23 protein-coding genes are annotated in these 21806 nt (G+C 68.8%); 12 read left to right on the plus strand and 11 right to left on the minus strand.

What is annotated here, in order from left to right:
- The 5 genes from H0U68_RS14300 to H0U68_RS14320 form a co-directional block, all read left to right on the plus strand.
- Window positions 1-898 (plus strand): FAD-binding oxidoreductase (locus H0U68_RS14300; RefSeq protein WP_296356693.1); only part of this gene is annotated, 898 nt, incomplete at its 5' end.
- 61 nt (window positions 899-959) lie between these two features.
- Complete coding sequence (locus H0U68_RS14305) at window positions 960-1910, plus strand: AraC family transcriptional regulator (RefSeq protein ID WP_296356695.1); 951 nt, start codon at window positions 960-962, stop codon at window positions 1908-1910.
- Window positions 1911-2016: 106 nt separating this feature from the next.
- Window positions 2017-2460: a Dabb family protein gene (locus H0U68_RS14310; RefSeq protein WP_296356697.1), complete on the plus strand. Its 444-nt coding sequence runs from the start codon at window positions 2017-2019 to the stop codon at window positions 2458-2460.
- Window positions 2461-2488: 28 nt separating this feature from the next.
- On the plus strand, window positions 2489-3292 hold the full coding sequence (locus tag H0U68_RS14315) for a heme-dependent oxidative N-demethylase subunit alpha family protein (RefSeq protein ID WP_296356699.1): 804 nt from the start codon (window positions 2489-2491) through the stop codon (window positions 3290-3292).
- The gene (locus H0U68_RS14320; protein WP_296356701.1) at window positions 3292-4173 is read left to right on the plus strand and encodes an AEC family transporter; all 882 of its coding nucleotides are present in this window, start codon (window positions 3292-3294) and stop codon (window positions 4171-4173) included. Before H0U68_RS14315 ends, H0U68_RS14320 begins: the two co-directional genes overlap by 1 nt.
- Window positions 4174-4201: 28 nt before the next feature.
- Here the strand turns inward: H0U68_RS14320 and H0U68_RS14325 are convergent, their stop codons facing one another.
- A complete protein-coding gene (locus tag H0U68_RS14325) occupies window positions 4202-4855 on the minus strand; it encodes a hypothetical protein (protein ID WP_296356703.1) in 654 nt (217 codons plus the stop codon).
- 100 nt (window positions 4856-4955) lie between these two features.
- Here H0U68_RS14325 and H0U68_RS14330 point away from each other — a divergent pair, with 100 nt between their 5' ends.
- On the plus strand, window positions 4956-5819 hold the full coding sequence (locus tag H0U68_RS14330; RefSeq protein ID WP_296356705.1) for a TIGR00730 family Rossman fold protein: 864 nt from the start codon (window positions 4956-4958) through the stop codon (window positions 5817-5819).
- On the opposite strand, the gene H0U68_RS14335 is transcribed toward H0U68_RS14330, so the two are convergent.
- The 4 genes from H0U68_RS14335 to H0U68_RS14350 are packed head-to-tail and all read right to left on the minus strand — an operon-like array spanning window position 5794 to window position 10641.
- A complete protein-coding gene (locus tag H0U68_RS14335) occupies window positions 5794-6945 on the minus strand; it encodes an MFS transporter (protein ID WP_296356707.1) in 1152 nt (383 codons plus the stop codon). The genes H0U68_RS14330 and H0U68_RS14335 overlap by 26 nt on opposite strands.
- A 39-nt stretch (window positions 6946-6984) precedes the next feature.
- Window positions 6985-8238, minus strand: coding sequence for a DNA recombination protein RmuC (gene rmuC, locus H0U68_RS14340; RefSeq protein ID WP_296356709.1), 1254 nt, complete (start codon window positions 8236-8238; stop codon window positions 6985-6987).
- Window position 8239: 1 nt separating this feature from the next.
- A complete protein-coding gene (locus H0U68_RS14345) occupies window positions 8240-9226 on the minus strand; it encodes a D-glycerate dehydrogenase (RefSeq protein WP_296356710.1) in 987 nt (328 codons plus the stop codon).
- A gap of 5 nt (window positions 9227-9231) precedes the next feature.
- Window positions 9232-10641 carry a sodium:proton antiporter gene (locus tag H0U68_RS14350; RefSeq protein ID WP_296356712.1) on the minus strand — a complete coding sequence of 470 codons (1410 nt, stop codon included), beginning with the start codon at window positions 10639-10641 and terminating at the stop codon, window positions 9232-9234.
- Window positions 10642-10959: 318 nt separating this feature from the next.
- Between H0U68_RS14350 and H0U68_RS14355 the strand changes: the two genes are divergently transcribed.
- The gene (locus tag H0U68_RS14355; protein WP_296356714.1) at window positions 10960-11529 is read left to right on the plus strand and encodes a hypothetical protein; all 570 of its coding nucleotides are present in this window, start codon (window positions 10960-10962) and stop codon (window positions 11527-11529) included.
- Between the two features lie 31 nt (window positions 11530-11560).
- Here H0U68_RS14355 and H0U68_RS14360 read toward each other — a convergent pair whose 3' ends face one another.
- From H0U68_RS14360 to H0U68_RS14370, 3 genes are read right to left on the minus strand one after another with little or no spacing between them, the layout of a single operon-like run.
- Window positions 11561-12289, minus strand: coding sequence for a nitroreductase (locus H0U68_RS14360; RefSeq protein WP_296356716.1), 729 nt, complete (start codon window positions 12287-12289; stop codon window positions 11561-11563).
- Window positions 12286-12744 (minus strand): thioesterase family protein, encoded by a 459-nt coding sequence (locus tag H0U68_RS14365; protein WP_296356718.1) that lies wholly within the window; start codon window positions 12742-12744, stop codon window positions 12286-12288. Before H0U68_RS14365 ends, H0U68_RS14360 begins: the two co-directional genes overlap by 4 nt.
- Window positions 12741-13670, minus strand: coding sequence for a histone deacetylase (locus H0U68_RS14370; RefSeq protein WP_296356719.1), 930 nt, complete (start codon window positions 13668-13670; stop codon window positions 12741-12743). The genes H0U68_RS14365 and H0U68_RS14370 overlap by 4 nt, the downstream gene beginning before the upstream one ends.
- Window positions 13671-13841: 171 nt before the next feature.
- On the opposite strand from H0U68_RS14370, the gene phaP reads away from it, so the two are divergent.
- Complete coding sequence (gene phaP, locus H0U68_RS14375) at window positions 13842-14396, plus strand: TIGR01841 family phasin (protein WP_296356736.1); 555 nt, start codon at window positions 13842-13844, stop codon at window positions 14394-14396.
- A gap of 221 nt (window positions 14397-14617) precedes the next feature.
- Window positions 14618-14962, plus strand: coding sequence for a GFA family protein (locus H0U68_RS14380; RefSeq protein ID WP_296356721.1), 345 nt, complete (start codon window positions 14618-14620; stop codon window positions 14960-14962).
- Window positions 14963-14965: 3 nt separating this feature from the next.
- Here H0U68_RS14380 and H0U68_RS14385 read toward each other — a convergent pair whose 3' ends face one another.
- Window positions 14966-15850: a patatin-like phospholipase family protein gene (locus tag H0U68_RS14385; RefSeq protein ID WP_296356722.1), complete on the minus strand. Its 885-nt coding sequence runs from the start codon at window positions 15848-15850 to the stop codon at window positions 14966-14968.
- 100 nt (window positions 15851-15950) lie between these two features.
- On the opposite strand from H0U68_RS14385, the gene H0U68_RS14390 reads away from it, so the two are divergent.
- Both H0U68_RS14390 and H0U68_RS14395 read left to right on the plus strand, forming a co-directional pair.
- Window positions 15951-16991, plus strand: a complete 1041-nt coding sequence (locus H0U68_RS14390; RefSeq protein WP_296356725.1) for an extracellular solute-binding protein — start codon at window positions 15951-15953, stop codon at window positions 16989-16991.
- A gap of 50 nt (window positions 16992-17041) precedes the next feature.
- Entirely contained in the window at window positions 17042-17800 is a 759-nt protein-coding gene (locus tag H0U68_RS14395; protein WP_296356728.1) for a 3-hydroxyacyl-CoA dehydrogenase, read from the plus strand.
- Here the strand turns inward: H0U68_RS14395 and H0U68_RS14400 are convergent.
- Together H0U68_RS14400 and H0U68_RS14405 are read right to left on the minus strand one after the other, a co-directional pair.
- The gene (locus H0U68_RS14400; RefSeq protein WP_296356729.1) at window positions 17760-18683 is read right to left on the minus strand and encodes a YihY/virulence factor BrkB family protein; all 924 of its coding nucleotides are present in this window, start codon (window positions 18681-18683) and stop codon (window positions 17760-17762) included. The two genes, H0U68_RS14395 and H0U68_RS14400, sit on opposite strands and share 41 nt — an antisense overlap.
- 97 nt (window positions 18684-18780) lie before the next feature.
- On the minus strand, window positions 18781-20427 hold the full coding sequence (locus H0U68_RS14405) for an acyl-CoA synthetase (RefSeq protein ID WP_296356731.1): 1647 nt from the start codon (window positions 20425-20427) through the stop codon (window positions 18781-18783).
- Window positions 20428-20496: 69 nt separating this feature from the next.
- Between H0U68_RS14405 and dnaG the strand changes: the two genes are divergently transcribed.
- The coding region (gene dnaG / locus H0U68_RS14410) for a DNA primase (RefSeq protein WP_296356734.1) at window positions 20497-21806 on the plus strand (1310 nt) is incomplete at its 3' end.

The raw sequence follows: 21806 nt of genomic DNA on the forward strand, positions 1-21806 counted from the left end.
GCCCAGCGGCTGCCTGGCGGGCGGCTGCGGCAGCTGCCGCGCGCAGGTGCTGGCGGGCGACTACACGCTGGGCGACACGCCGGCATTGGCGCAGGCCGAGCGCGACGCCGGACAGGTGCTGCTGTGCCGCACCTTCGCCCGCGGGGACCTGCGCCTGCGGCTGCTGGAGAACGCGCCGCAGCCGCTGCATGCGGCGCTGGTCGAGGACATCGCCTATCCGTCGGACGACGTGGCTGTGCTGCGCCTGCGCATGCTCGGCGCGCCGCTCGTGTTTTGCGCCGGCCAGTTCGTGCGCCTGTGCCTGAAGGACGGCACGGCGCGCAACTACTCCATCGCCTCGGCGGAAGATGCGCCGGACACCATCGCGCTGCACATCCGCCACGTGCCGCAGGGCGCCTGCTCGTCGCGCTTCTTCGGCGAGGCACGCATCCGTCCCGGCATGAAGATCCGGCTGCAGGGACCGCTGGGTGGCTTCACGCTGCGCAGCGAGGGCAATAACAGCAGCGGCGTGCCGCGCGTGTTCCTTGCCACCGGCACCGGCTACGCGCCTGTGCACGCCATGCTGCTGGCGCTGCGCCGCCAGGGCAGCGCACCGCGCACCACGTTCTACTGGGGCGGCCAGCGCCTGCGGGACCTGTATGCGGCCGAGGAAGCGGCGGCGCTGCTGCGCGACATCGGCGGGCGCTTCGTCCCCGTCCTGGCCGCGGAAGAACGCCCGGGCACGCGAAGCGGCTTCGTTCAGCAGGCGGTGCTGCAGGACCATCCCGACCTGCGCGGCGCGCAGGTCTATGCCTGCGGCAACCCCGCGATGGTCGAGGCGGCTGCGCAGGCGCTGTGCAATCACGCCGGGCTGCCGCCGACATCGTTCTTCGCCGACGCCTTCCTGCCGAACCGCTGAGGCGCTTGCGCGCCGGAGCCCGCATGCCGGCCAATGGCATTGCGCTTGCCATAATCCGCCAATGCCCGTGCCCGCCCCCAGCCTCGATCCGCTCGACCGGGTACTGCACCACCTGCGCATGTCGGGCACTTTCTACTGCGCCGCGCACTACGCCAGCCCCTGGGGCGTGGCGCTGCCCGAGCTGCGCGGCGAAGGCCGGCTGCACCTGGTGACCGAAGGCCGCGCCGTGGTGTACGGCCCGCACGTGGGCAGCGTGGAACTCGGCCCGGGCGACTTCGTGCTGCTGCCGCGCGGCGTGGCGCACAACGTGGCCGACCGCGTCGGCAGTCCCCTGCTGCCCTACCTGGACATCGTTCCGCAGCTGCTCTCGCAGCGCTATGCGCAGTTCCGCCATGGCGAGGGACCGGGCACGCGGCTGGTCTGCGTCTCGGTGCGTTTCGACGACGCGGCCTCCATGCGCCTGCTGGCGCTGCTGCCGGCGCTGATCCACGTGCGCGCCGACACGCAGGAAGGCCGCGCCATGGAGCAGGTGGTGCGCATGCTGGCCGACGAGGCGCGCCATCCGCGCGCCGGCGGCGAGGCGGTGCTCACGCGGCTGGCCGACATCCTGGTGGTGCAGGCCATGCGCTGGTGGCTGGCCAACGCGGGCGAGGCGCAGTTCGGCTGGCTGGGTGCGCTGCGCGACCCGCAGGTCGGCCGCGTGATCGCGCTGATCCACAGGCGGCCCGAACATCCGTGGACGCTGGCCTCGCTGGCCGGGGAAGCGGCGCTGTCGCGCTCGGCGCTGGCCGAACGCTTCAAGGCGCTGGTGGGCCAGCCGGTGATGCGCTACCTGGCATCGTGGCGCATGCACTTGGCGCTGGCCTCGCTGCAGCAGGGCCGCGCCGACGTCGGGGAGCTGGCCGAGCGCGTCGGCTACCAGTCGGAATCGGCTTTCAACCGCGCCTTCAAGCGCCACCTGGGCCGCACGCCCGGCGCGGTACGGCCGCCGCGCGCCGGCATCGGGCGCTGAGCCGCGGCAGGCGCTGGACGAACGGCACACAACCGCGGCAGGGCGGCGATGGACGCGGTGCGGCATGCACCGGACGATGCGGTCTTTCGCCACTCCAGGAAGTCCCATGCAGTTGTCCTTCATTGCCAAGGCCGCGTTCGCGCTGGCCGCGCTCGCCGGCGCCGCCTGCGCGCAGGCCGACGTCCAGCACATCGTCGCGTTCCGCTACCAGGCCGGCGTCACGGCCGACACGCGGGCCGACATCGCCCGGCGCTTCGTGGCCCTGAAGAACGTGGCCCGGCGCGACGGCCGCGCCTACATCGTCGACATCAAGACCGGCAAGGCCATCAGCCGCGAAGGCATGGACCAGGGCTTCGAGGAAGTGTTCGTCGTCACCTTCCGCGACACGGCCGATCGGGACTACTTCGTCGGCCAGCCGTACCGCCCGGCGATGGACCCGGACCACGAGGCCGTGGCGCGCGTGGCCGAGCCGCTGCTGGCGCGCGACGCGGCCGGCAAACGCAGCGGCCTGTTCGTGTTCGATTTCGACGACGGCGTGCAGCGCCCCTGAAGCCACCGGCGACAATCGGGTTCCACCCATGGACTTCGATTTCGACCTGATCGCCGCGCCGTTCCGCATGCAGCCCGGCCTGCGGCGCCCGGCCCCCGGAACGCGGCACCTCACGCCGCTGGCGCAAGGCAGCGCCCTGTGGCGCGACAAGAAGCTGGTGCTCGACGCCGGGCAATCGCGCCACGCCGTGCCCGGCTTCGATGCCGCGCCGGCATTGCGCGCCATCGCGGCGCAGGCCGCAACAGATACGGATACGTTCCTGCCCGGCGGCACGCCGCTGGAGCTGGCATTCGAGGAGGACCTCGCGGTGCTCGACGGCGCCGACGCGACCCTGCCCTGGCTGTGCATCTGCGTGCCCTCGCATTGGGCACCCGAGGAGAAGCTGGGACTGCCGCTCGCCGCCGTGCATGCGCCGGTGGCGGACAGCGCCACCCTGCTCGCGGCCTCGCAACATCTGGTGCAGCTGGCCACCGGCGGCGACGCCTGGGAGCGCTTCGTGTGGACGGTTTCGCCCTCCGGGCGCCACGACCAGCATCCGCGCCGGCATGCAAGAACGCCTTGGCCCGATGCCGACGACGACGCCGCGTTCGCGCGCCGGTGCTTCCTGCGGGCCGAACGCCAGACCTTCTTTCCTGTCGGCCAGGGCACGCGCCAAGCCGTATTCACCATCCGCGTGATGCTGCAGCCACTGGCCGAGGCAGTCGACAGTGCCGCCAAGGCGCAGCGCCTGCACGACGCGATTGCATCCATGTCGCCCGCCGTGCTGGCCTACAAGGGCCTGGCCGATGCGCGCGCGCCCCTGCTGCGCTGGCTGGCACGGGAGGCGAACTGATGGAGCTGCTCGCGCGCATCGCGCAGGTCATCGTGCCGGTGTTCCTCATCGTGGCGCTGGGCTTCCTGTACGGCCGCAGGGCGCGGCCCGACCTCGGCGCCTTCAACCGCATCGTGCTGGACGTGCTGTCGCCGCTGCTGGTGTACACGGCGCTCGCCGGCAAGGATTTCCACCTGGGCGACTACGGCCCGCTGCTGCTGGGCGGTGCCTTGCTGATCCTCGGCAGCGGCGCCATTGCCTGGGCGGTGGCTCGCGGCGCGCACACGCAGCCGCGCACGCTGGTGCCGGTGGTGATGTTCACCAACTGCGGCAATATGGGCCTGCCGCTGGCCCTGCTGGCCTTCGGGCAGCAGGGCTTCGGCGCGGCGGTGGCGCTGTTCTCCATCAGCAACCTGCTGCACTTCTCGCTGGGCGCGCGCATCACCAGCGCCCATGCGCGCACGCGCGACCTGCTGCTCAGCCCCTTGATGCTCGCGAGCGCGCTGGGATTCGCCAGCGCGGCCAGCGGCGTGCGGCCGCCCGACATGCTGTTCACCGGCATGAAGATGCTGGGCGAAGCCATGCTGCCGCTGATGCTGTTCTCGCTCGGCGTGCGCCTCACGGTGCTCAAGCGCGCCGACGTGCCGCGCGGCCTGCTGGGCGCGTTCGCGCGGCCGCTGATCGGCCTGAGCGTGGCGCTGGCGATCGCCGCGCTGCTGGGGCTGGAGGGCACGGCACGCGCGCAGCTGTTGCTGTTCGGCGCGCTGCCGCCGGCGGCCATGCAGTTCCTGCTGGCCGAGCGCTACCAGCAGGAGCCCGAGCGCGTGGCCGCGATGATCCTGCTGGGCAACGCGCTGGCCGTGCTGTTCGTGCCGGTCGGCCTGGCGCTCGGGATCCGCTGAGGAGCTCCGACGGATACGCGCGCGGCGCTCAGTGCCGCGTCAGCACCACCACCATCACCAGGCCAATGGCGACTGCCGTACCGATCACGGTGGCCCAGCCCAGGAGATGGCTGCGTGGCGTGGGCGGCGCTGCGGCCTCCGCATCCGGCCAGGGCTTGGCCGCGGGCAGCCACTGCACGAATTCCTTCGCGGCCTGGGAGGTGAAGAGCTCCAACGTCAGGCGCTGGAGTCCGCTGTCCCCCGCAATGCGCAAACCGAGGTCGACCAGCGTGCCGCGCAGGCGCGCGTGCAGGATGTCGTTCAGCGGCAGCTTGACGCGGCCGTCCTTCCAGCCGAGGCCGTGCCGCAGCCGGCCGGCGATGCGCAGCACCTCGTTCTGCACGCGCGTTTCCACCTCGCCCTTGAAGGGCGGCAGCGCCGGGCCGCGGCCAGCCACCTCGACAACGCTGGCCGAATAGGTGGCCTGCACCACCGAATAGCTGCCGCTGCGGTTGGGCTGGAACGTGTTGTCGCGCGGGCGCAACTTGACCAAGTCGGCCACGGTGCTGCGGCTGCCGTCGCCGGCCACCAGCACGTGGCCGCTGGTCAGCGTGTTCTTGATGCGCATGCCGACGATGGTGCGGCGGTCGTACGGACCCACCCGCTGCCCCTCGAGCAAGACGTGGTAAAGCGGCGCTTCCAACGGCGTCCCCTCATTGTTGAGCTCAAGGATAGCGGAGTTCGCGGCCCCTGCGCCATGCGGGTGCGCCCCAAGGTGCGACTTGCTTGGCCCACAATGACGCATGGCATCCACACGCAACATCCACGACCCGCGCCTGGCCGACGCCTGGGCTACCCTGAAGGCCCATTCGGACACCGGCCTGCCGCTGGACCCCGACGCGGGCCGGCTGGCGTTCGCCGACCCCGAATTCTTGCTGCGCCGCGAAACGCGCGGCATCCGCATCCAGCTGGAGCTGCTCAAACCCGACCTGGAGCAGCAGGCCCACGGCATCGAGAACACCATCGTGGTGTTCGGCAGCGCCCGTTTCCGCAGCGACGAACAGGCCGCCGCGCTGGTGGCGAAAGCCGAGGCCGCGGGCGACGAGGCGGTGCTGCGCCGCGCCCGGGCGCTGGCGCGCAACGCCCACTACTACGAGAAGGCGCGCGCTTTCGGCTCGCTGGTGGCGCGCCACAGCGAAGGCAAGCCGCAGCAGGACAAGCTGTTCGTCGCCACCGGCGGCGGCCCCGGCATCATGGAGGCGGCCAACCGCGGCGCGCACGAGGCCGACGGCATCAGCGTGGGCCTGTCGATCGCGCTGCCGATGGAAGAGGAGCCCAATCCCTACGTCACGCCGGCGCTGTCGTTCAAGTTCCACTACTTCGCCCTGCGCAAGATGCATTTCATGATGCGCGCCAAGGCGCTGGTGGCGTTCCCCGGCGGCTTCGGCACGCTGGACGAGCTGTTCGAGGTGATCACGCTGGTGCAGACACGCAAGGCGCGCCAGGTGCCCATCGTGCTGTTCGGCGCCGACTACTGGAAGCGGCTGATCAACTTCGAGTTCCTGGTGGAGGAAGGCGTCATCTCCCCGGCCGACCTGGACATGTTCCAGTTCGCCGACGAGCCCGAGCGGGCCTGGGACATCATTCGCTCGTTCTACCAGCTCTGAGGCCGAAGGCCGGCTTGATGCCGGCCGCCACCATCAGGCCCATTGCCCAGAACACGCCGGCCACGCCCACCGCGGCGCCGGCCGCGCCGAACAGCATGGGCATGGCCACGCTGGAGGCGTTGATCACCATGATGCGCATCGCCACGGCTTCTCCATGCCGGTGGCCGGGCGTGATCTGGTGCAGCATGCTCATGATCATCGGCTGCACCGTGCCCAGCACCACTCCCAGCAACACCGAGCACGCGCCCATGGCCAGCGGCGCCTGCATCAGCGGGTAGACGGCGAACAGCAGCGCGGTGGCGATCATGGCGCCGGCGATCAGCTGCCATTCCTGCACCCGCGCCGCCACTGAAGGCAGCAGCACGCGGATGAGGGCGGCAGCCACCGCGAAGGACCCCAGCAGCGTGCCGATGACCGAGGCCGACAGCCCGCGCTCGTGGCCGAGCACCGGCACCACGAAGGTGTGCACGTCCCAGCTGGCCGACAGGAACCAGTTCACCAGCAGCAGCCGGCGAAACAGCGGATCTCGCCACAGGTCCCAGGCGCGCTGCCTGCCCTTGTGCTCCGGGTGCGCGACGGCGGGCATTTCCGGCGCGCTGCGCGCCCAGTACCAGGACACGAGCGGCAGCGCCGCCAGCAGCGCGAAAGCCGCGCGGAAGCCGGCCAGGTCGATCACCACGCCGGCAGCGAACGGGCCCAGGAAGTTGGAGAACGCCGGGCCGATGGCCAGCCAGGAGAACACCTGCTTCAACTGCGTGGGCGTGTCGGCCAGGCGCCCGACGTGCCGCTGCAGCGCGATCGACGCCGCGCCGGTGGCGCCGCCGGTCAGCAGCGCGGCCACGCACAGCACAGGAAACACCGGCCAGGCGGCAGCCAGCGCGCCGCCCAGGGCCGCCGCGATCACGCTGAAGCCGACCGGCCGCCGCAGGCCATGCTTGTCGGCATAGCGGCCCGCGGGCAGCGCCAGGAACACCTGCGTGAGCGCGAACAGCGCGATCAGCACGCCGACCGCCGCCTCGCTGTGGCCGTTGCGCAGCGCCAGCAGTGGCGCCGCCATGCGCGTGCCGGCCATGCAGGCATGCAGGAAGACCTGGGCCGTGATCAGGCGCGCCAGTTCGCGGTTCATGGCGCGGCGCTCCGGCGGGCCGCGCGGCACTGCAGCAGGTCAGGTCTCGCCGTCGTCTCCCGTGTCGCCGCTCAGGGGCAGCAGCTCCTGCGCCTGCGCCTGCGGCAGCGCTTCCACCACCTTCAGGGCGCGGCGCATCTGCTTGGTCCGCGTGTCGGCCTTGTCGAGCGTGTCCGAGGCCTTTTGCACCTGCTCCTTGATGCGTGCCACCCATTCGCCATAGCGCTCGAACTCGGTCTTCACCGCGCCCAGCACCTTCCACACCTCGGAGGCCTGCTGCTCCAGCGCCAGCGTGCGAAAGCCCATCTGCAGGCTGTTGAGCATGGCCAGCAGGGTCGTCGGGCCGGCGATGGTGACGCGGTAGTCGCGCTGCAGCGTGTCGATCAGCCCCGGGCGGCGCAGCGCCTCGGCGTACAGGCTTTCCACCGGCAGGAACAGGATGGCGAAATCGGTGGTGTGCGGCGGGCTCAGGTAGAACTCGCAGATCGACTTGGCCTCCTGGCGCAGCCGCACCTCCAGCGCGCGCGACGCGCTGTCCACGCCGGCGGCGTCGGCGCGGTCGTGCGCTTCCTGCAGGCGCTCGTAGTCCTCGCGCGGAAACTTGGCGTCGATCGGCAGCCACACCGGCGGGCCGTCGGCCACACGGCCGGGAAAGCGCACCGCGAAGTCCACCTTCTGGCCGCTGCGCGGCTTGGTCTCCACCTGCTTGCCGAACTGTTCCACCGTCAGCACCTGCTCGAGCAGCGCTTCCAGCTGCACCTCGCCGAACACGCCGCGGCTCTTCACGTTGGTCAGCACGCGCTGCAGGTCGCCCACGCCCTGCGCCAAGGTCTTCATGTGGCCCAGGCCCTGGTGTACCTGCTCCAGCCGCTCGGCCACCTGGCGGAAGCTCTCGCCCAGCCGCGCCTCCAGCGTGGTCTGCAGCTTCTCGTCCACCGTGTGCCGCATCTCGTCGAGCTTGGCGGCGTTGGTCTGCTGCAGGGCGTTGAGCTGCGCCTCCAGCGTCTGGCGCACCTCGCCCATGCGGCGCGCGTTCGCTTCGCTCAGCGACTGCAGCTGCAGCACCATGGTGTCCTGGAACTTGCCCAGGGTGTGCGTGAGCTCTGTGCGCGCGCCGCGCGAGGATTCGCTGATCTCGCGGCGCAGCTCGCGTTCCAACCGCTCGCTGGCGGCCAGCAGTTCCGCGCGCCCCGCGTCCTGCGCGGGCGCCCTGCGCATCAGCAGGACGACCAGCAGCACCAGGTTGGCCAGGCCGAGCGCGGTGCCCAGCCCGGCAACGAGAGAGACATCCACCCTATTTGCGCTCCAGCACCTCGGGGTTCAGCGGCGTCAGCGGCTTGCCGTGCACCAGGTAGCCGATCAGGTTGTCCGCGGCCAGCATGCCCATGGCCAGGCGCGTGGGCATGGTGGCGCTGGCAATGTGCGGCGTGAGCACCACGTTGGGCACTGCCAGCAGGCCGGGGTGAACCTTGGGCTCGCCCTCGTACACGTCCAGGCCGGCGCCAGCGATGCGCTTGTCGCGCAGGGCGGCGGCCAGCGCCGCGTCGTCGACGATGCCGCCGCGCGCGATGTTGATCAGGTTGGCGGTGGGCTTCATCTGCGCGAGTTCGGCCGCGCCGATGGCGTGGTGCGCCTCGGGCGAGTACGGCAGCACCAGCACCAGGTGGTCGGCTTCGCGCAGCAATTCTTCCTTGCTCACGTAGCGCGCCTTGCACGCCGCTTCCTGCTCGGCGGGCAGGCGCGAACGGTTGTGGTAGATCACCTGCATGCCGAAGCCGTGCGCGCCGCGCCTGGCGATGCCCTGCCCGATGCGACCCATGCCCAGGATGCCCAGCGTGCTGCCGTTCACCTCGGTGCCGGCGAACAGGTCGTAGCGCCAGCGGTCCCACTTGCCGGCGCGCAGGTAATGCTCGCTCTCGGCCACGCGGCGCGCCGTGGCCATCAGCAGCGCGAAACCGAAATCCGCCGTGCTATCGGTCAGCACGTCGGGCGTGTTGGTGCCCAGCACGCCGCGCGCCGTCATGGCCTTCAGGTCGAAGTTGTTGAAGCCCACCGCCGTGTTGGCGCAGATGCGCAGCTCGGGGCAGGCGGCCAGCACGTCGGCGTCGATGGCTTCGCCGCTGGTGGTGAACACGCCGGTCTTGCCCTTCAGGCGCGCGATCAGGTCCTGCTTGCTCCAGGCGGTGTCGGGCTGGTTGTCCTCGACCTCGAAGTGCTGCGCGAGCTTGTCCAGGACTTCGGGGAAAGTGGCACGGGTGACGAGAATGCTGGGCTTGGTCATGGAGGTCAGCGGAACCAGATGAAAGTCATGATGATGAACAGCGGCACCAGGATGCCGAACGACCACGCCATGTAGCCGAAGAAGCTGGGCATGGCGATGCCGCGGTCTTCGGCGATGGCCTTGACCATCATATTGGGCGCATTGCCGATGTAGGTGTTGGCGCCCATGAAAACGGAGCCGGCGGAAATGGCCGCCAGTGTCGTTGCCATCGTGGTCATCAGCACCTGCGCGTCGCCGCCGGCCGTGTTGAAAAACACGAGATAGGTCGGCGCGTTGTCCAGAAACGAGCTGAGCAGGCCCGAGGCCCAGAAATACGCTGCCGGATCGGGCGAGCCGTCCGGCCGGGTCACCGCTGCCACGATCGCGCCGAACGGGCCGTCCACGCCCGCGCGCAGCATGGCGATGACCGGAATGATGGTGAGGAAGATGCCGGCGAACAGCTTGGCGACCTCCTGCATCGGCCCCCAGGAGAACTGGTTGGCCGCGTGCACCGAAGCGGGCGTGATGCGCAGCGACACCAGCGCAACCACGACGAGGCCGACGTCGCGCACCAGCCCGGGCAGGCCCACGTCGGTGCCCAGCACATGGAACACGACGCCCGGCTTCCACACGCCGCTCAGCAGCACCAGTCCGACGATGCAGGCCAGCAGCCAGAAATTGCGCGCGCCGTCGAAGCCGACCGCCGGCGTGTCGGGCGTGGGGTCGGCCGGCTGGATTTCCTCGCGGCGATGGTAATACCACCAATCCACCGCGTAGAACAGCGCGAGCAGGCAGCCGACCAGGAACAGCGTCTCGGGCAGGATCTGGCCCACCGTCCAGAAAAAGTCCACGCCCTTGAGGAACCCGAGGAACAGCGGCGGATCGCCCAGCGGCGTGAGCGAGCCGCCCGCGTTGGAGACAATGAAGATGAAGAACACGACCACGTGCGCGCGATGGCGCCGGTTGTCGTTGGCGCGGATCAGCGGTCGGATCAGCAGCATGGACGCGCCCGTGGTTCCCATGAAGCTGGCCAGCACCGCGCCGATGGCCAGCAGCGCGGTGTTGAGGCCGGGACTGCCGCGCAGGTTGCCGCGGATGTGGATGCCGCCCGCGACCACGAACAGCGCGGTCAGCAGGATCACGAACGGCAGGTACTCGGCCAGCGCCGCATGCGCGAAGCTCACAGCCGCGGGCCCTGGGCCGAACAGCACCGCGAACGGCAGCAGGAAGGCCAGCGACCAGCCGGCGGCCACCTTGCCGAAATGGTGGTGCCAAAAGCGCGGCGCGAACAGCGGAATCAGCGCGATGGACAGCAGGACGCCGGCGAACGGAATGCCCCAGGCCACGCCGAGCTGCCGTCCGTCGAACTCGGCCGCGGCGGCGAGTTGCGGCACGAACAAGGCCAGGACGAGCGCTACGCGCCACAACTGCTTCATGTCTGCATGCCTTTGTTTCTTGTCGGTGCCCGGATTATCCGTGCAGCCCGGTCGCACGCCTGAGAGCCCGTGACTCAGCTGTCGGTACCTGCCTACGACAGTGCTCCCGCATGTCCTACCGCGACGGTTTCCGCTGCTGCCTAGAGTGGCTCCACGGCGTTGTGCGCCGGCCATCCGTCACGAGCTGCCCGGGCGCATTCAACAGCGCCATGGGCTGGCCAGGGACGAAGCCGAACGCGAGGTGCGGGACTGGGAGGTCCGGCGCCCGGAACAGCGGCTCAGCAAATCGCCGTGAACAACCAACGAAAGAAAACAATCATGAAACACAACATCGTCTCGCTCGCCGTCATGGCCTGCTTCTGCATCGCCGGCACCGCGGGCGCCGCCATCAGCAAGGATGACCACAAGGCGCAGAAAGACAAGATCGAGACCGCGTACAAGGCCGACAAAAAGCAGTGCGACGGCCTGAAAGACAACGCCAAGGACATCTGCAAGGCAGAGGCCAAGGGCAAGGAGAAGGTCGCCAAGGCCGAACTCGAAGCCTCCTACAAGCCGAGCCCGGCGAATGACGCCAAGGTGATGAAGGCCAAGGCCGACGCCGACTACGACGTGGCCAAGGAAAAGTGCGAAGACCAGAAGGGCAACCCGAAGGACGTGTGCAAGAAGGATGCGAAGGCCGCGCACGTGACCGCGCTGGGCAACGCCAAGGTCGACAAGGCCGCGAACACCAAGGGCGCCAACTCCGGCAAGGCGACGGAAGAGCGCAAGGACGCGAAGGACGACAAGGCCGACGCGCAGTACGCCGCCGCCAAGGAGCGCTGCGACACCATGTCCGGCCAGGCCAAGGACACCTGCGTGGCCAGCGCTAAGAAGAAGTTCAAGCAGTAAGAGAACTTGGCGGCGCCAGCGCCGCCAAGGCTTACTCCATCCAGCGTGTGAACCCTTCCACCGCCTCGCGCGGCGTGTGGAAGGCGTTCACGGGTGCGTCCATGTCAGCGTACCCGAGCGACATGCCGCACACCAGCATCTCGCTGTCACCCGCGCCCACGTGCGGCAGGATGATTTTCCCGTAGCTGTTCCACGCCGCCTGCGAGCAGGTGTGCAGGCCGCGCGCACGCGCCGCCACCATGATGTTCTCGAGGAACATGCCGTAGTCCATCAGCGAACCGCGGCCCATGATGCGGTCGATGGTGAACATCAGGCCGACCGGCGCATCGAAGAAGCGGAAATTGCGCTGGTGCTGCGCATGCATCTTGTCCTTCTCGCCCTTGGCGATCCCCAGCAGTCCGTACAGGCCCCAGCCGTTCTCGCGCCGGCGCTCGATGTACGGCGAGGTCCACTTCTGCGGGTAGTAGTCGTACTCCTCCACGTACTCGGCGGCCAGCGCCGGGTCGGCGTAGATGGCGTCGTGCGCCGCGCACACTTTGTCCACCAGGCTGTCGCGCGCCGCGCCTTGCAGCACGTAGGTCTTCCAAGGCTGGCAGTTGGTGCCCGAGGGCGCCCGCGCGGCCAGGCGCAGGATGTCCTCGATCAGCGCGCGCGGCACCGGCTTGTCGCGCAGGAAGGCGCGGCAGGAAAAGCGGCTTTCAATCGCCGCATCCACGCTCGCGGGATCGTTCACCACGGTGCTGACTTGCGCTTGGGTCACTGCAGGGCCTCCAGGACGGATTTGAGTTGGGCGGGCAAGACCGCCGGGCGGCGGCTCGCACGGTCGACGTAGACGTGGATGAAGTGGCCCTTGGCGGCCGTGAGCGCTTTGCCCTGGACGAACAGCCCCACTTCGTAGCGCACGCTGGACTGGCCCATGCGCGCCACCCGCAGGCCGGCTTCCACCATCTGCGGAAAGGCCACCGGCGAGAAGTAGTTGCACTGCGTCTCCACCACCAGGCCAATCACCGGGCTGGTGTCGATGTCCAGCGCGCCCTGCTCGATCAGGTGCGCGTTCACCGCCGTGTCGAACCAGCTGTAGTAGACGACGTTGTTGACGTGGCCATACGCGTCGTTGTCCATCCAGCGGGTGCCGATGGTGCGGAACGCCTTGTAGGCGCTGCGCGGTTCGGGCTGGGGTTTGGCCGCGGTGGAGGCCGGGGTGGGCTCGCTCATCGCGCCAGATTCTGCCAGCGCCGCGCATGGGCCGCCGCCAGCCGGAAGGTATTGACCTGCACCTGCACTGTGTCCTCCACGCGATGGCCGTAGCCGCCCGCCATGGCCATCGCGAGTGGCAACCGCCGCTGCCGCGCCCAGTCGAACACGCGCTGGTCGCGTTGTTGAAGCCCCTCCCAGGTGAGCTTGAGGCGGCCGAGCCGGTCGCCTTCGTGCGGATCGGCCCCGGCCAGGTAGATCAGCAGGCCGGGGTCGAAGCGCCGCTCCAGTTCGGCCAGCGCGCCGTCCAGCGCTTGCAGATATTCGTCGTCGCGGCAGCCGTCGGGCAGGCCGACGTCGAGGTCGCTTGCTTCCTTGCGGAATGGAAAATTCTTCTGCGCGTGCAGCGACAGGGTGAACACGCTGTCGTCACCCTGGAAGATGCGGGCGCTGCCGTTGCCCTGGTGCACGTCGAGGTCGATGATGGCGACCCGCAACACGTCGCGGCTGGCCCGCGCCCGCTCGGCCTGCATCAGGCGCGACGCCACCGCGGCGTCGTTGAAAACGCAGAATCCGCCCCCCTTTTCGGCATAGGCATGGTGGGTGCCGCCGGCGATGTTGGCCGCGATGCCCTCCGCGAAAGCCGCGCGGCAGGCCGAGATGGTGGCGCCGACCGAGCGGCGGGCCCGCTCGGCCATGGCCAGGCTCCACGGAAAGCCGATCTCGCGCATGGCGCCGGCGTCGATGGAGCCGTCGGAAATGGCGGCGATGTAGCCGGGGGTGTGCACCAGCGCCAGCTCGCCGTCGGTCGCGGCCGGGGCCGGCGCCAGCCGCAGATCGGGCAGGTCGGCGGCGATGCGGTCGCGCAGCAGGCTGTACTTGCCCATGGGGAAGCGATGGCCCGGCGGCAGGGGCAGCACGAACTGGTCCGCGTAGAAAACCTGCATGGCCGCATTGTGTCGGCGGGCCACTGTCGAGCAGCGCTACCGTATTTCCACGTAATATGCTGCGGTGCAACAAAAAAGGCTTGCAATCGCTTTGCACGTCCATATACTTGAACCATGCTGCACTGCAACATGCAGCTGCAACTCCCCAAATCTACCTACTGGAGAATTTACATGCTAACTGCTGAGCAAATGCTGGCCGCCCAAAAAGCCAACCTCGAAACCCTGTTCGGCCTGACGTCCAAGGCTTTCGAAGGCGTCGAGAAGCTGGTCGAACTGAACGTGACCGCCACCCGCGCCGCCCTGACCGAAGCCGCCGAGACGGCCCAGTCCGCGCTGAGCGTCAAGGACGCGCAAGAATTCCTGGCCCTGCAAGCCGGCATGTTCCAGCCGCTGGCCGAGAAGACCGCCGCCTACAGCCGTCACCTGTACGACATCGCGTCGTCCGCCGGTGCCGAGTTCGGCCGTAACGTCGAAGCCCAGATGGCCGAAAGCCAGCAGAAGTTCCTGTCGGTCGTCGACAGCGCTTCCAAGAACGCTCCCGCCGGCTCCGAAACCGCCGTGGCCGTGTTCAAGAGCGCCGTGGCCGCCGGCAATAACGCCTTGGAATCGGTGCAAAAGGCCGTGAAGCAAGCCTCCGAAGTGGCCGAAGCCAACTTCAACGCGGTGGCCTCCACCGCCGGCAAGACCGGTACGTCGGCCCGCGCCAAGCGCGGCACTGCCGCCTAAGAACGAACGGCCGCGCGGAGTTCTGCAAAAACGCAAGGAACTCCGCCGCCGGGAGCATCTCTACCCCGTGCTCTCGTGATCGAGCGGGGGTTTTTCAGGTTGTCTCCTCGGGTCCTTTCGACACCTTCGCAGGTTCAGGGATCCTTCAGCCCCGGTTGCAAGACCGGGGCTTTTTTGTGCCCGCTCGCCTACCATTGCCGCCATTCACTCAAGGAGTTGCCATGCACCAGGGAAGCTGCCACTGCGGAGCGGTCAAGTTCGAAGTCGAAGGAACGTTCGAGCAGGTCATCGAATGCAATTGCTCGCATTGCAGCAGGAAGGGCTACCTGCTGTGGTTCGTGCCGCGCGACAAGGTCCAGGTGACCAGCGGCGAGGACACGATGTCGACCTACCACTTCAACAAGCACGTGATCGACCACCAGTTCTGCCCCACCTGCGGCTGCGCTCCCTTCGGCTACGGCGTCGATCACAAAGGCAACAAGACGGCGGCGGTCAACGTGCGCTGCCTGGAAGGCGTGGAGCTCACCACGCTCAAGCGCATTCCTTTCGACGGCCGCGCGCGCTGAGCACTATTTCGTTTTCGCCTCGATCGCGGCCCTGAGCTGCGGCAGCAGCGCCTGCATGGCCGCGCGTCCGGCCTCGATGGCGCGGCGCTTGGCGGCGAAGTCGGCGCTGCCCACGCCCGCCAGTAAGGGGCGCACCACGACGTCCGCATCGCGCAGCTCGAAGCTGTTGATGCTCTTGCCCATGATGGCGAAGGTCTGCAGCAGGATCTGCAGCGGATCGCCCGACGGGTTGCCTTCCGGCGCGCTGGAGATGTCCACCGCGATCACCAGCTCGGCGCCCATCTGCCTGGCATAGCGCACCGGCACCGGCGACACCAGGCCGCCGTCCACGTACTCGTGCGTGCCGATCTTCACCGGCAGGAACACCGCCGGCACGGCGCTCGACGCGCGCACCGCCGTGCCGGTGTCACCCCGCTGGAACAGCACCCCCTGCCCGCTGTTCAGGTCGGTGGCGGCGATGCCCAGCGGCAGCGCCATGCCCTCGATCGGCTTGCTGCCCACCTGCGCGTTGACGTAGCGCGCCAGCGCCTCGCCGCGCAGCACGCCGCGGTTGAACAGCGGCAGCGTCCAGTCGGTGAAGGCGGCCTCGTCCATCTCGATGGCCGTCTGCTGCAGCTGCCTGCCGTTGCGCCCGCTCGCGTACAGCGCGGCCACCAGGCTGCCGGCCGAGGTGCCGGTCACCAGCGCAGGCTTGATGCCGGCTTCTTCCAGCACCTGGATCACCCCGACGTGGGCGAAGCCGCGCGCCGCACCGCCACCCAGCGCCAGGCCGATGCGCGGCGGCTGCCGGGGCGCCGGTGTGGGCGGCGCCACCACGGGCGCGGGTGCCGGCGTGCTGGCGCAGCCGGCCAACAGTGCCGCAAACAGCACCGCCCAGAGCCACGCCAAGCCCATCCGGCCTTGCCGGGGATCAATTTTGTTGAGAATGATTCGCGTTATCATGCATGCTGCCGTGCCCGACGTCGGCACTGAATTTTCGAGGACACCCATGATCGCCCAGGCTTTCGCCACCGCAGCCGCCGCCCTTGCCTTCGCGGCGCCCGCGTTCGCCCAGGAGCAGGTGCTCAACCTGTATTCCGCGCGCCATTACTCGACCGACGAGGCGCTCTACAACGACTTCACCAAGGCCACCGGCATCAAGATCAACCGCGTGGACGCGGACGATGCCGGTATTCTGGCCCGCCTGAAGGCCGAGGGCACCGCCTCTCCGGCCGACGTGATTCTGCTGGTCGACGCAGCGCGGCTTTACAAGGGCGAGGCCGAGGGCCTGTTCAAGCCCATCAAGTCCAAGATGCTGGACGACGCCATTCCCGAGACGTTGCGCTCCAAGGCCACGGCCGAGGGCACCTCCTGGTTCGGCTTTTCCACCCGCGCGCGCGTGATCGTCTACGACAAGGTGCGGGTGAAGCGCGCCGACGTGGACAGCTACGAGAAGCTGGCCGACCCGGGCAACAAGGGCAAGATCTGCATCCGTTCCGGCTCGCACCCGTACAACCTGTCGCTGTTCGGCGCCGTGACCGAGCACCTGGGCGAGCAGAAGGCCGAGGCCTGGCTCAAGGGCGTCGCCGGCAACCTGGCGCGCGACCCCAAGGGCGGCGACACCGACCAGATCAAGGCCGTCGGTTCCGGCGAATGCCAGATCGCGGTGAGCAACACCTACTACATCGCCCGCCTGATCCGCTCCACCAACCCCGAGGACAGGGCGCTGATGGAACGCGTGGGCATCGTCTTCCCCAACCAGTCGTCCTGGGGCACGCACGTGAACATCGCCGGCGGCGCCGTCGCCAAGAACAGCAAGCACCCCGAGGCCGCCGTGAAATTCCTGGAGTACCTGGCCAGCCCGCCCGCGCAGAATTACTTCGCCAACGGCAACAACGAATGGCCCACCGCCAAGGGTGTCACGGTCTCCAACCCCGCGCTGAAGGCCATGAGCAACGGCGACTTCAAGGCCGAGACCATCCCGCTGTCGGCGGTGGCCGGCAACCAGGTCAAGGTGCAGCAGATGCTGGACCGGGTCGGCTTCAAGTAAGCACCCTGCCATAATTGACGTTTACGTCAACGTCAATCAGGAGCGAGTCCATGGAGATCAAAGGCAAGGTGTTCATCGTGACCGGCGGCGCGTCGGGCCTGGGCGAAGGCACCGCGCGCATGCTGGTGGCCAACGGCGGCAGCGTCGTCATTGCCGACATGCAGGTGGACAAGGGCGAGGCGGTGGCCAAGGATCTGGGCGGCGCCTTCGTCAAGTGCGACGTGAGCCAGGAAGCCGACGGCCAGGCCGTGGTGGCCAAGGCCGTGTCCAGGGGCAAGCTGATGGGCCTGGTCAACTGCGCCGGCATCGCGCCGGCCGAGAAAACGGTCGGCAAGAACGGCGCGCATAACCTGGGCGTGTTCAGCAAGACCGTCATGGTCAACCTGGTCGGCAGCTTCAACATGATCCGGCTGGCCGCCGAAGCCATGTGCAAGAACGAGCCCGAATCCACCGGCGAGCGCGGCTGCATGATCTCCACCGCCTCGGTCGCGGCCTACGACGGCCAGATCGGCCAGGCCGCCTACAGCGCGTCCAAGGGCGGCGTGGTCGGCATGACGCTGCCCATCGCCCGCGACCTGGCGCGCAACGGCATCCGCAACATGACCATCGCCCCCGGCATCTTCGGCACGCCCATGCTGTTCGGCATGCCCAAGGAAGTGCAGGACGCGCTGGCCGCCAGCGTGCCCTTCCCTTCGCGCCTGGGCACCCCGGAAGACTACGCGCGGCTGGCGCGCCACATCTTCGAGAACGACATGCTCAACGGCGAAGTCATCCGCCTGGACGGGGCGATCCGGCTGGCGCCGAAGTAACCTGGTCGCCAGTTGACGCCTGCGCCCGTTCGATGCGCTCGTACTCCGAGATCACCTGGGCCCCCAGCAGCAGCAGGGTGGCGGCGATCTCCAGGCTGAACAGCACCACGATCGCGGTCGTCAGCGACCCGTAGACCACGCTCACCTGCGACAGCGTGCTGAAGTACCAGACCAGCAGGTGGCGGGTGATTTCCCACAGCAGCGCCGCCGTCACGCCGCCGATCAGCGCGTGCCGCCACGACAGCCGCCCGACCGGCATGACGATGTACACCGATGTCAGCACGAAGATCTCGCCGCCCAGCCCCAGCAGGTAGAGCAGCACCCCGGAGAACCCCTGCAGCGACCAGTCGCGGCCGAACAGCTCCACGCTTTCCTTGCCGATGGCCTGGAAGCTGCCGGCCACCAGCGTGATGATCAGCAATCCCATGCCCAGCGACAGGATGTAGGCGTAGGGCAGCAGCGCCGAGACGATGTAGCGCCGCCGGCGCACCTTCAGCCGGTGCAGGAAGATCACCGTCATGGCCTTCTCCAGCACGGTGAAGGCCAGCGAGCTGAAGAACAGCATGGTGACCAGCAGGAACCAGCCGATCACGTCGCGGTGCTCCACGAAATGGTCCAGCTCGCCGATGATGGCGCGCGACTGCCCGGGCACCAGCCATTCCAGGTAGCGGCCCAGCGTGCTCAGCAGCTCGCGCTGGTCGACCCAGTTCGACAGCGCGATCACCACCAGGATCAGCAGCGGTACCACCGACAGCAGCGCGTAGTACGCGACCGCGCCGGCCAGCAGCAGGCCCTGGTTGGCCTGGAAGCCCTTCAGGACCTGCAGCAGGAAGCGGGCCGGATGGGCAAGGACGTGGATAGCAGCAGGGCTCAGGACGCGCATGCGGGAAGTATGGCGCCCTTCGACAGGCTCAGGGTGAACGGAGTCTCCCGTTCAGGCTGAGGCCACCTCCGTTCGGGCTGAGCCTGTCGAAGCCCTGTCAGAGGTCGATGGCGCTGGCCGAGCCGGCGCGCTTCCTCAGCTCGAACTTCTGGATCTTGCCGGTGGAGGTCTGGGGCAGCTCGCCGAACACCACGGCGCGCGGCACCTTGAAGCCCGCCAAGTGCTTCCTGCAATGCGCGACGAGCTCCTCGGCCGTGAGCGCGGAGCCCGGCTTGAGCTCGACGAAGGCGCAGGGCGTTTCGCCCCACCTGGCATCGGGCTTGGCCACCACGGCGGCAGCCAGCACGTCCGGGTGCCGGTACAGCACGTCCTCGACCTCGATGGACGAGATGTTCTCGCCGCCCGAGATGATGATGTCCTTGCTGCGGTCCTTGATCTTGATGTAGCCGTCCGGATACTGCACCGCCAGGTCGCCCGTGTGGTACCAGCCGCCGGCGAACGCATCGGCCGTGGCCTGCGGGTTCTTCAGGTAGCCCTTCATGGTGATGTTGCCGCGGATCATGATCTCGCCCATGGTCTCGTCGTCCATCGGCACCGGCTGCAGGGTCTGCGCATCGAGCACGCGCGCCGCGCCCTGCAGGTGGTAGCGCACGCCCTGGCGCGCGTTCAGCCGGGCGCGCTCGCCGACGTCCAGAGCGTCCCACTCGTCGTGCTTGGCGCAGACCGTCGCCGGGCCGTACACCTCGGTCAGGCCGTAGACGTGCGTCAGCTCGAACCCCAGCGCTTCCATGCCCTCGATCAGCGAGGCCGGCGGCGCCATGCCCGCCACCATGGCCTTCACGCCCACCGGCAGACCCTGCTTCAGTTCGCCGGGCGCGTTCACCAGCAGGCTGTGCACGATGGGCGCGCCGCAGTAGTGGGTGACGCCGTGCGTCTTGATCGCATCGATGATGGCCGGCGCCTCGACGCGCCGCAGGCAGACGTTGATGCCGGCGCGCGCGGCCAGCGTCCACGGGAAGCACCAGCCGTTGCAGTGGAACATCGGCAGCGTCCACAGGTAGGCCGCGTGCTTGGGCATGTCCCATTCCAGGACGTTGGAGATGGCGTTGAGCGCCGCGCCGCGGTGGTGGGTGACCACGCCCTTCGGGCTGCCGGTGGTGCCGCTGGTGTAGCTCAGCGCGATGGCGTCCCATTCGTCGGCGGGCAGTTCCCAGGCGAACTCCGCGTCGCCCTGCGCGAGGAATTCCTCGTAGGTGGCGCTGCCGATGCGCTGCGCGGGCCCGGTGAAGAGCGCGTCCTCGGCATCGATCACCAGCAGCGGGCGCTGTTCCTTGCGCTGCGCGATGGCTTTGCGCATCACCGGCGCGAATTCCACGTCGACGATCACCGCGCTGGCCTCGCCGTGGTCCAGCATGAAGGCGATGGCTTCGGGGTCCAGCCGCGTGTTCAGCGCGTTGAGCACCGCGCCGGCCATCGGAACGCCGAAATGCGCCTCGACCATGGGAGGCGTGTTGGGCAGCATCACGGCCACCACCTCGCCCTGGCCGACGCCGCCGCGGCGCAGCGCGCTGGCCAGCCGCCGGCAGCGCGCGTAGGTTTCGGCCCAGGTCTGGCGCAGCGCGCCGTGGACGATGGCCACGCGGTGCGGGTACACGTCGGCAGCGCGTTCCAGGAAGGACAGCGGCGACAGCGCCGCGAAATTGGCGGGGTTGCGGGGAAGGTCCTGGTCGAACAGCGCGGGCATGCGGGTCTCCGTTGTCTGGCTATGTCATGAGGGTGCGGGCTGCCGCTGGGGGAGAATATCGCGATCCCCATGGCCATCCCCCAGTCTTTCATCCAGGAACTGCTTGCGCGCGCCGACGTCGTCGAGATCGTCGGCCGCCACGTGCAGCTGAAAAAAGGCGGCGCCAATTTCCTGGGCCTATGCCCCTTCCATGGAGAGAAATCGCCCTCGTTCACCGTCAGCCCGAGCAAGCAGTTCTACCACTGCTTCGGCTGCGGCAAGAACGGCAATGCGCTCGGTTTTCTCATGGATTACGCGGGCATGAACTTCGTGGAAGCGGTCAAGGACCTGGCCGGCCAGTACGGCATGCAGGTGCCCGAAGAGAACCTCTCGCCGGCCGAGCGCGCCCGTGCCATCGAGCAGCGCGAAAAGCAGGCCACGCTGGGCGACGTGCTGGAGAAAGCCGGCGCCGCGTACCGCAAGCAGCTGCGCGTCTCGCCCCGCGCCATCGATTACCTGAAAGGCCGCGGCCTGTCCGGCGAGATCGCCAAACAGTTCGGCCTGGGCTATGCGCCCGAAGGCTGGCGCAGCCTGGCCAGCGTGTTCCCCGAATACGACGACCCGCTGCTGGCCGAAAGCGGCCTGGTGATCGTCAACGAGGAGGACCCTTCGACAGGCTCAGGACAGGCTAAGCGCTACGACCGCTTTCGCGACCGCGTGATGTTTCCGATCCGCAACGTCAAGGGCGAATGCATCGGCTTCGGGGGGCGCGTACTGGGCGATGAAAAACCGAAGTACTTGAACTCTCCCGAGACGCCGGTGTTCAGCAAGGGCCGCGAGCTGTACGGCCTGTACGAGGCGCGCAACGCGCTGCGCGAGCGCGGCTATGCCCTGGTGACCGAAGGCTACATGGACGTGGTGGCGCTGGCGCAGCTGGGCTTTCCCAACGCGGTGGCCACGCTGGGGACGGCCTGCACCACCGAGCACGTGCAAAAGCTGTTCCGCTTCACCGACAGCGTGGTGTTCAGCTTCGACGGCGACGCCGCCGGCCGGCGCGCGGCGCGCAAGGCGCTGGATGGCGCCCTGCCCTATGCCACCGACGTGCGCACGGTGAAGTTCCTGTTCCTGCCGCCCGAGCACGACCCCGACAGCTACGTCCGCGCCTTCGGCGAGGACGCGTTCGCCCGCTGCGTGGCCGAGGCGCTGCCGCTGTCGCGCTTCGTGCTGGAGATCGCGCGCGAAGGCTGCGACCTGTCCACGGCCGAAGGCCGCGCGCGCATGGCGGCCAATGCCAAGCCGCTGTGGAGCGCGCTGCCCGAAGGCGGCCTCAAGCGCCAGCTGCTGGGCGAGATCGCCGCCGCCATCCAGGAAGAGCCGCGCGACCTGGCCGTGGCCTGGGG

It is taken from the genome of Ramlibacter sp. (assembly GCF_013697775.1).
Classification (GTDB): domain Bacteria; phylum Pseudomonadota; class Gammaproteobacteria; order Burkholderiales; family Burkholderiaceae_C; genus Ramlibacter.

Bases quoted from the DNA above. Each gene is read 5' to 3' on its own strand.
- H0U68_RS14345 (WP_296356710.1), bottom strand. From the start codon at position 9,226: ATGACCAAGCCCAGCATTCTCGTCACCCGTGCCACTTTCCCCGAAGTC.
- H0U68_RS14400 (WP_296356729.1), bottom strand. From the start codon at position 18,683: ATGCGCGTCCTGAGCCCTGCTGCTATCCACGTCCTTGCCCATCCGGCC.
- H0U68_RS14305 (WP_296356695.1), top strand. From the start codon at position 960: ATGCCCGTGCCCGCCCCCAGCCTCGATCCGCTCGACCGGGTACTGCAC.
- H0U68_RS14330 (WP_296356705.1), top strand. From the start codon at position 4,956: ATGGCATCCACACGCAACATCCACGACCCGCGCCTGGCCGACGCCTGG.
- H0U68_RS14355 (WP_296356714.1), top strand. From the start codon at position 10,960: ATGAAACACAACATCGTCTCGCTCGCCGTCATGGCCTGCTTCTGCATC.
- H0U68_RS14310 (WP_296356697.1), top strand. From the start codon at position 2,017: ATGCAGTTGTCCTTCATTGCCAAGGCCGCGTTCGCGCTGGCCGCGCTC.
- H0U68_RS14380 (WP_296356721.1), top strand. From the start codon at position 14,618: ATGCACCAGGGAAGCTGCCACTGCGGAGCGGTCAAGTTCGAAGTCGAA.
- phaP (WP_296356736.1), top strand. From the start codon at position 13,842: ATGCTAACTGCTGAGCAAATGCTGGCCGCCCAAAAAGCCAACCTCGAA.
- H0U68_RS14350 (WP_296356712.1), bottom strand. From the start codon at position 10,641: ATGAAGCAGTTGTGGCGCGTAGCGCTCGTCCTGGCCTTGTTCGTGCCG.
- H0U68_RS14390 (WP_296356725.1), top strand. From the start codon at position 15,951: ATGATCGCCCAGGCTTTCGCCACCGCAGCCGCCGCCCTTGCCTTCGCG.
- H0U68_RS14395 (WP_296356728.1), top strand. From the start codon at position 17,042: ATGGAGATCAAAGGCAAGGTGTTCATCGTGACCGGCGGCGCGTCGGGC.
- H0U68_RS14370 (WP_296356719.1), bottom strand. From the start codon at position 13,670: ATGCAGGTTTTCTACGCGGACCAGTTCGTGCTGCCCCTGCCGCCGGGC.
- H0U68_RS14365 (WP_296356718.1), bottom strand. From the start codon at position 12,744: ATGAGCGAGCCCACCCCGGCCTCCACCGCGGCCAAACCCCAGCCCGAA.
- H0U68_RS14405 (WP_296356731.1), bottom strand. From the start codon at position 20,427: ATGCCCGCGCTGTTCGACCAGGACCTTCCCCGCAACCCCGCCAATTTC.
- H0U68_RS14335 (WP_296356707.1), bottom strand. From the start codon at position 6,945: ATGAACCGCGAACTGGCGCGCCTGATCACGGCCCAGGTCTTCCTGCAT.
- H0U68_RS14315 (WP_296356699.1), top strand. From the start codon at position 2,489: ATGGACTTCGATTTCGACCTGATCGCCGCGCCGTTCCGCATGCAGCCC.
- H0U68_RS14320 (WP_296356701.1), top strand. From the start codon at position 3,292: ATGGAGCTGCTCGCGCGCATCGCGCAGGTCATCGTGCCGGTGTTCCTC.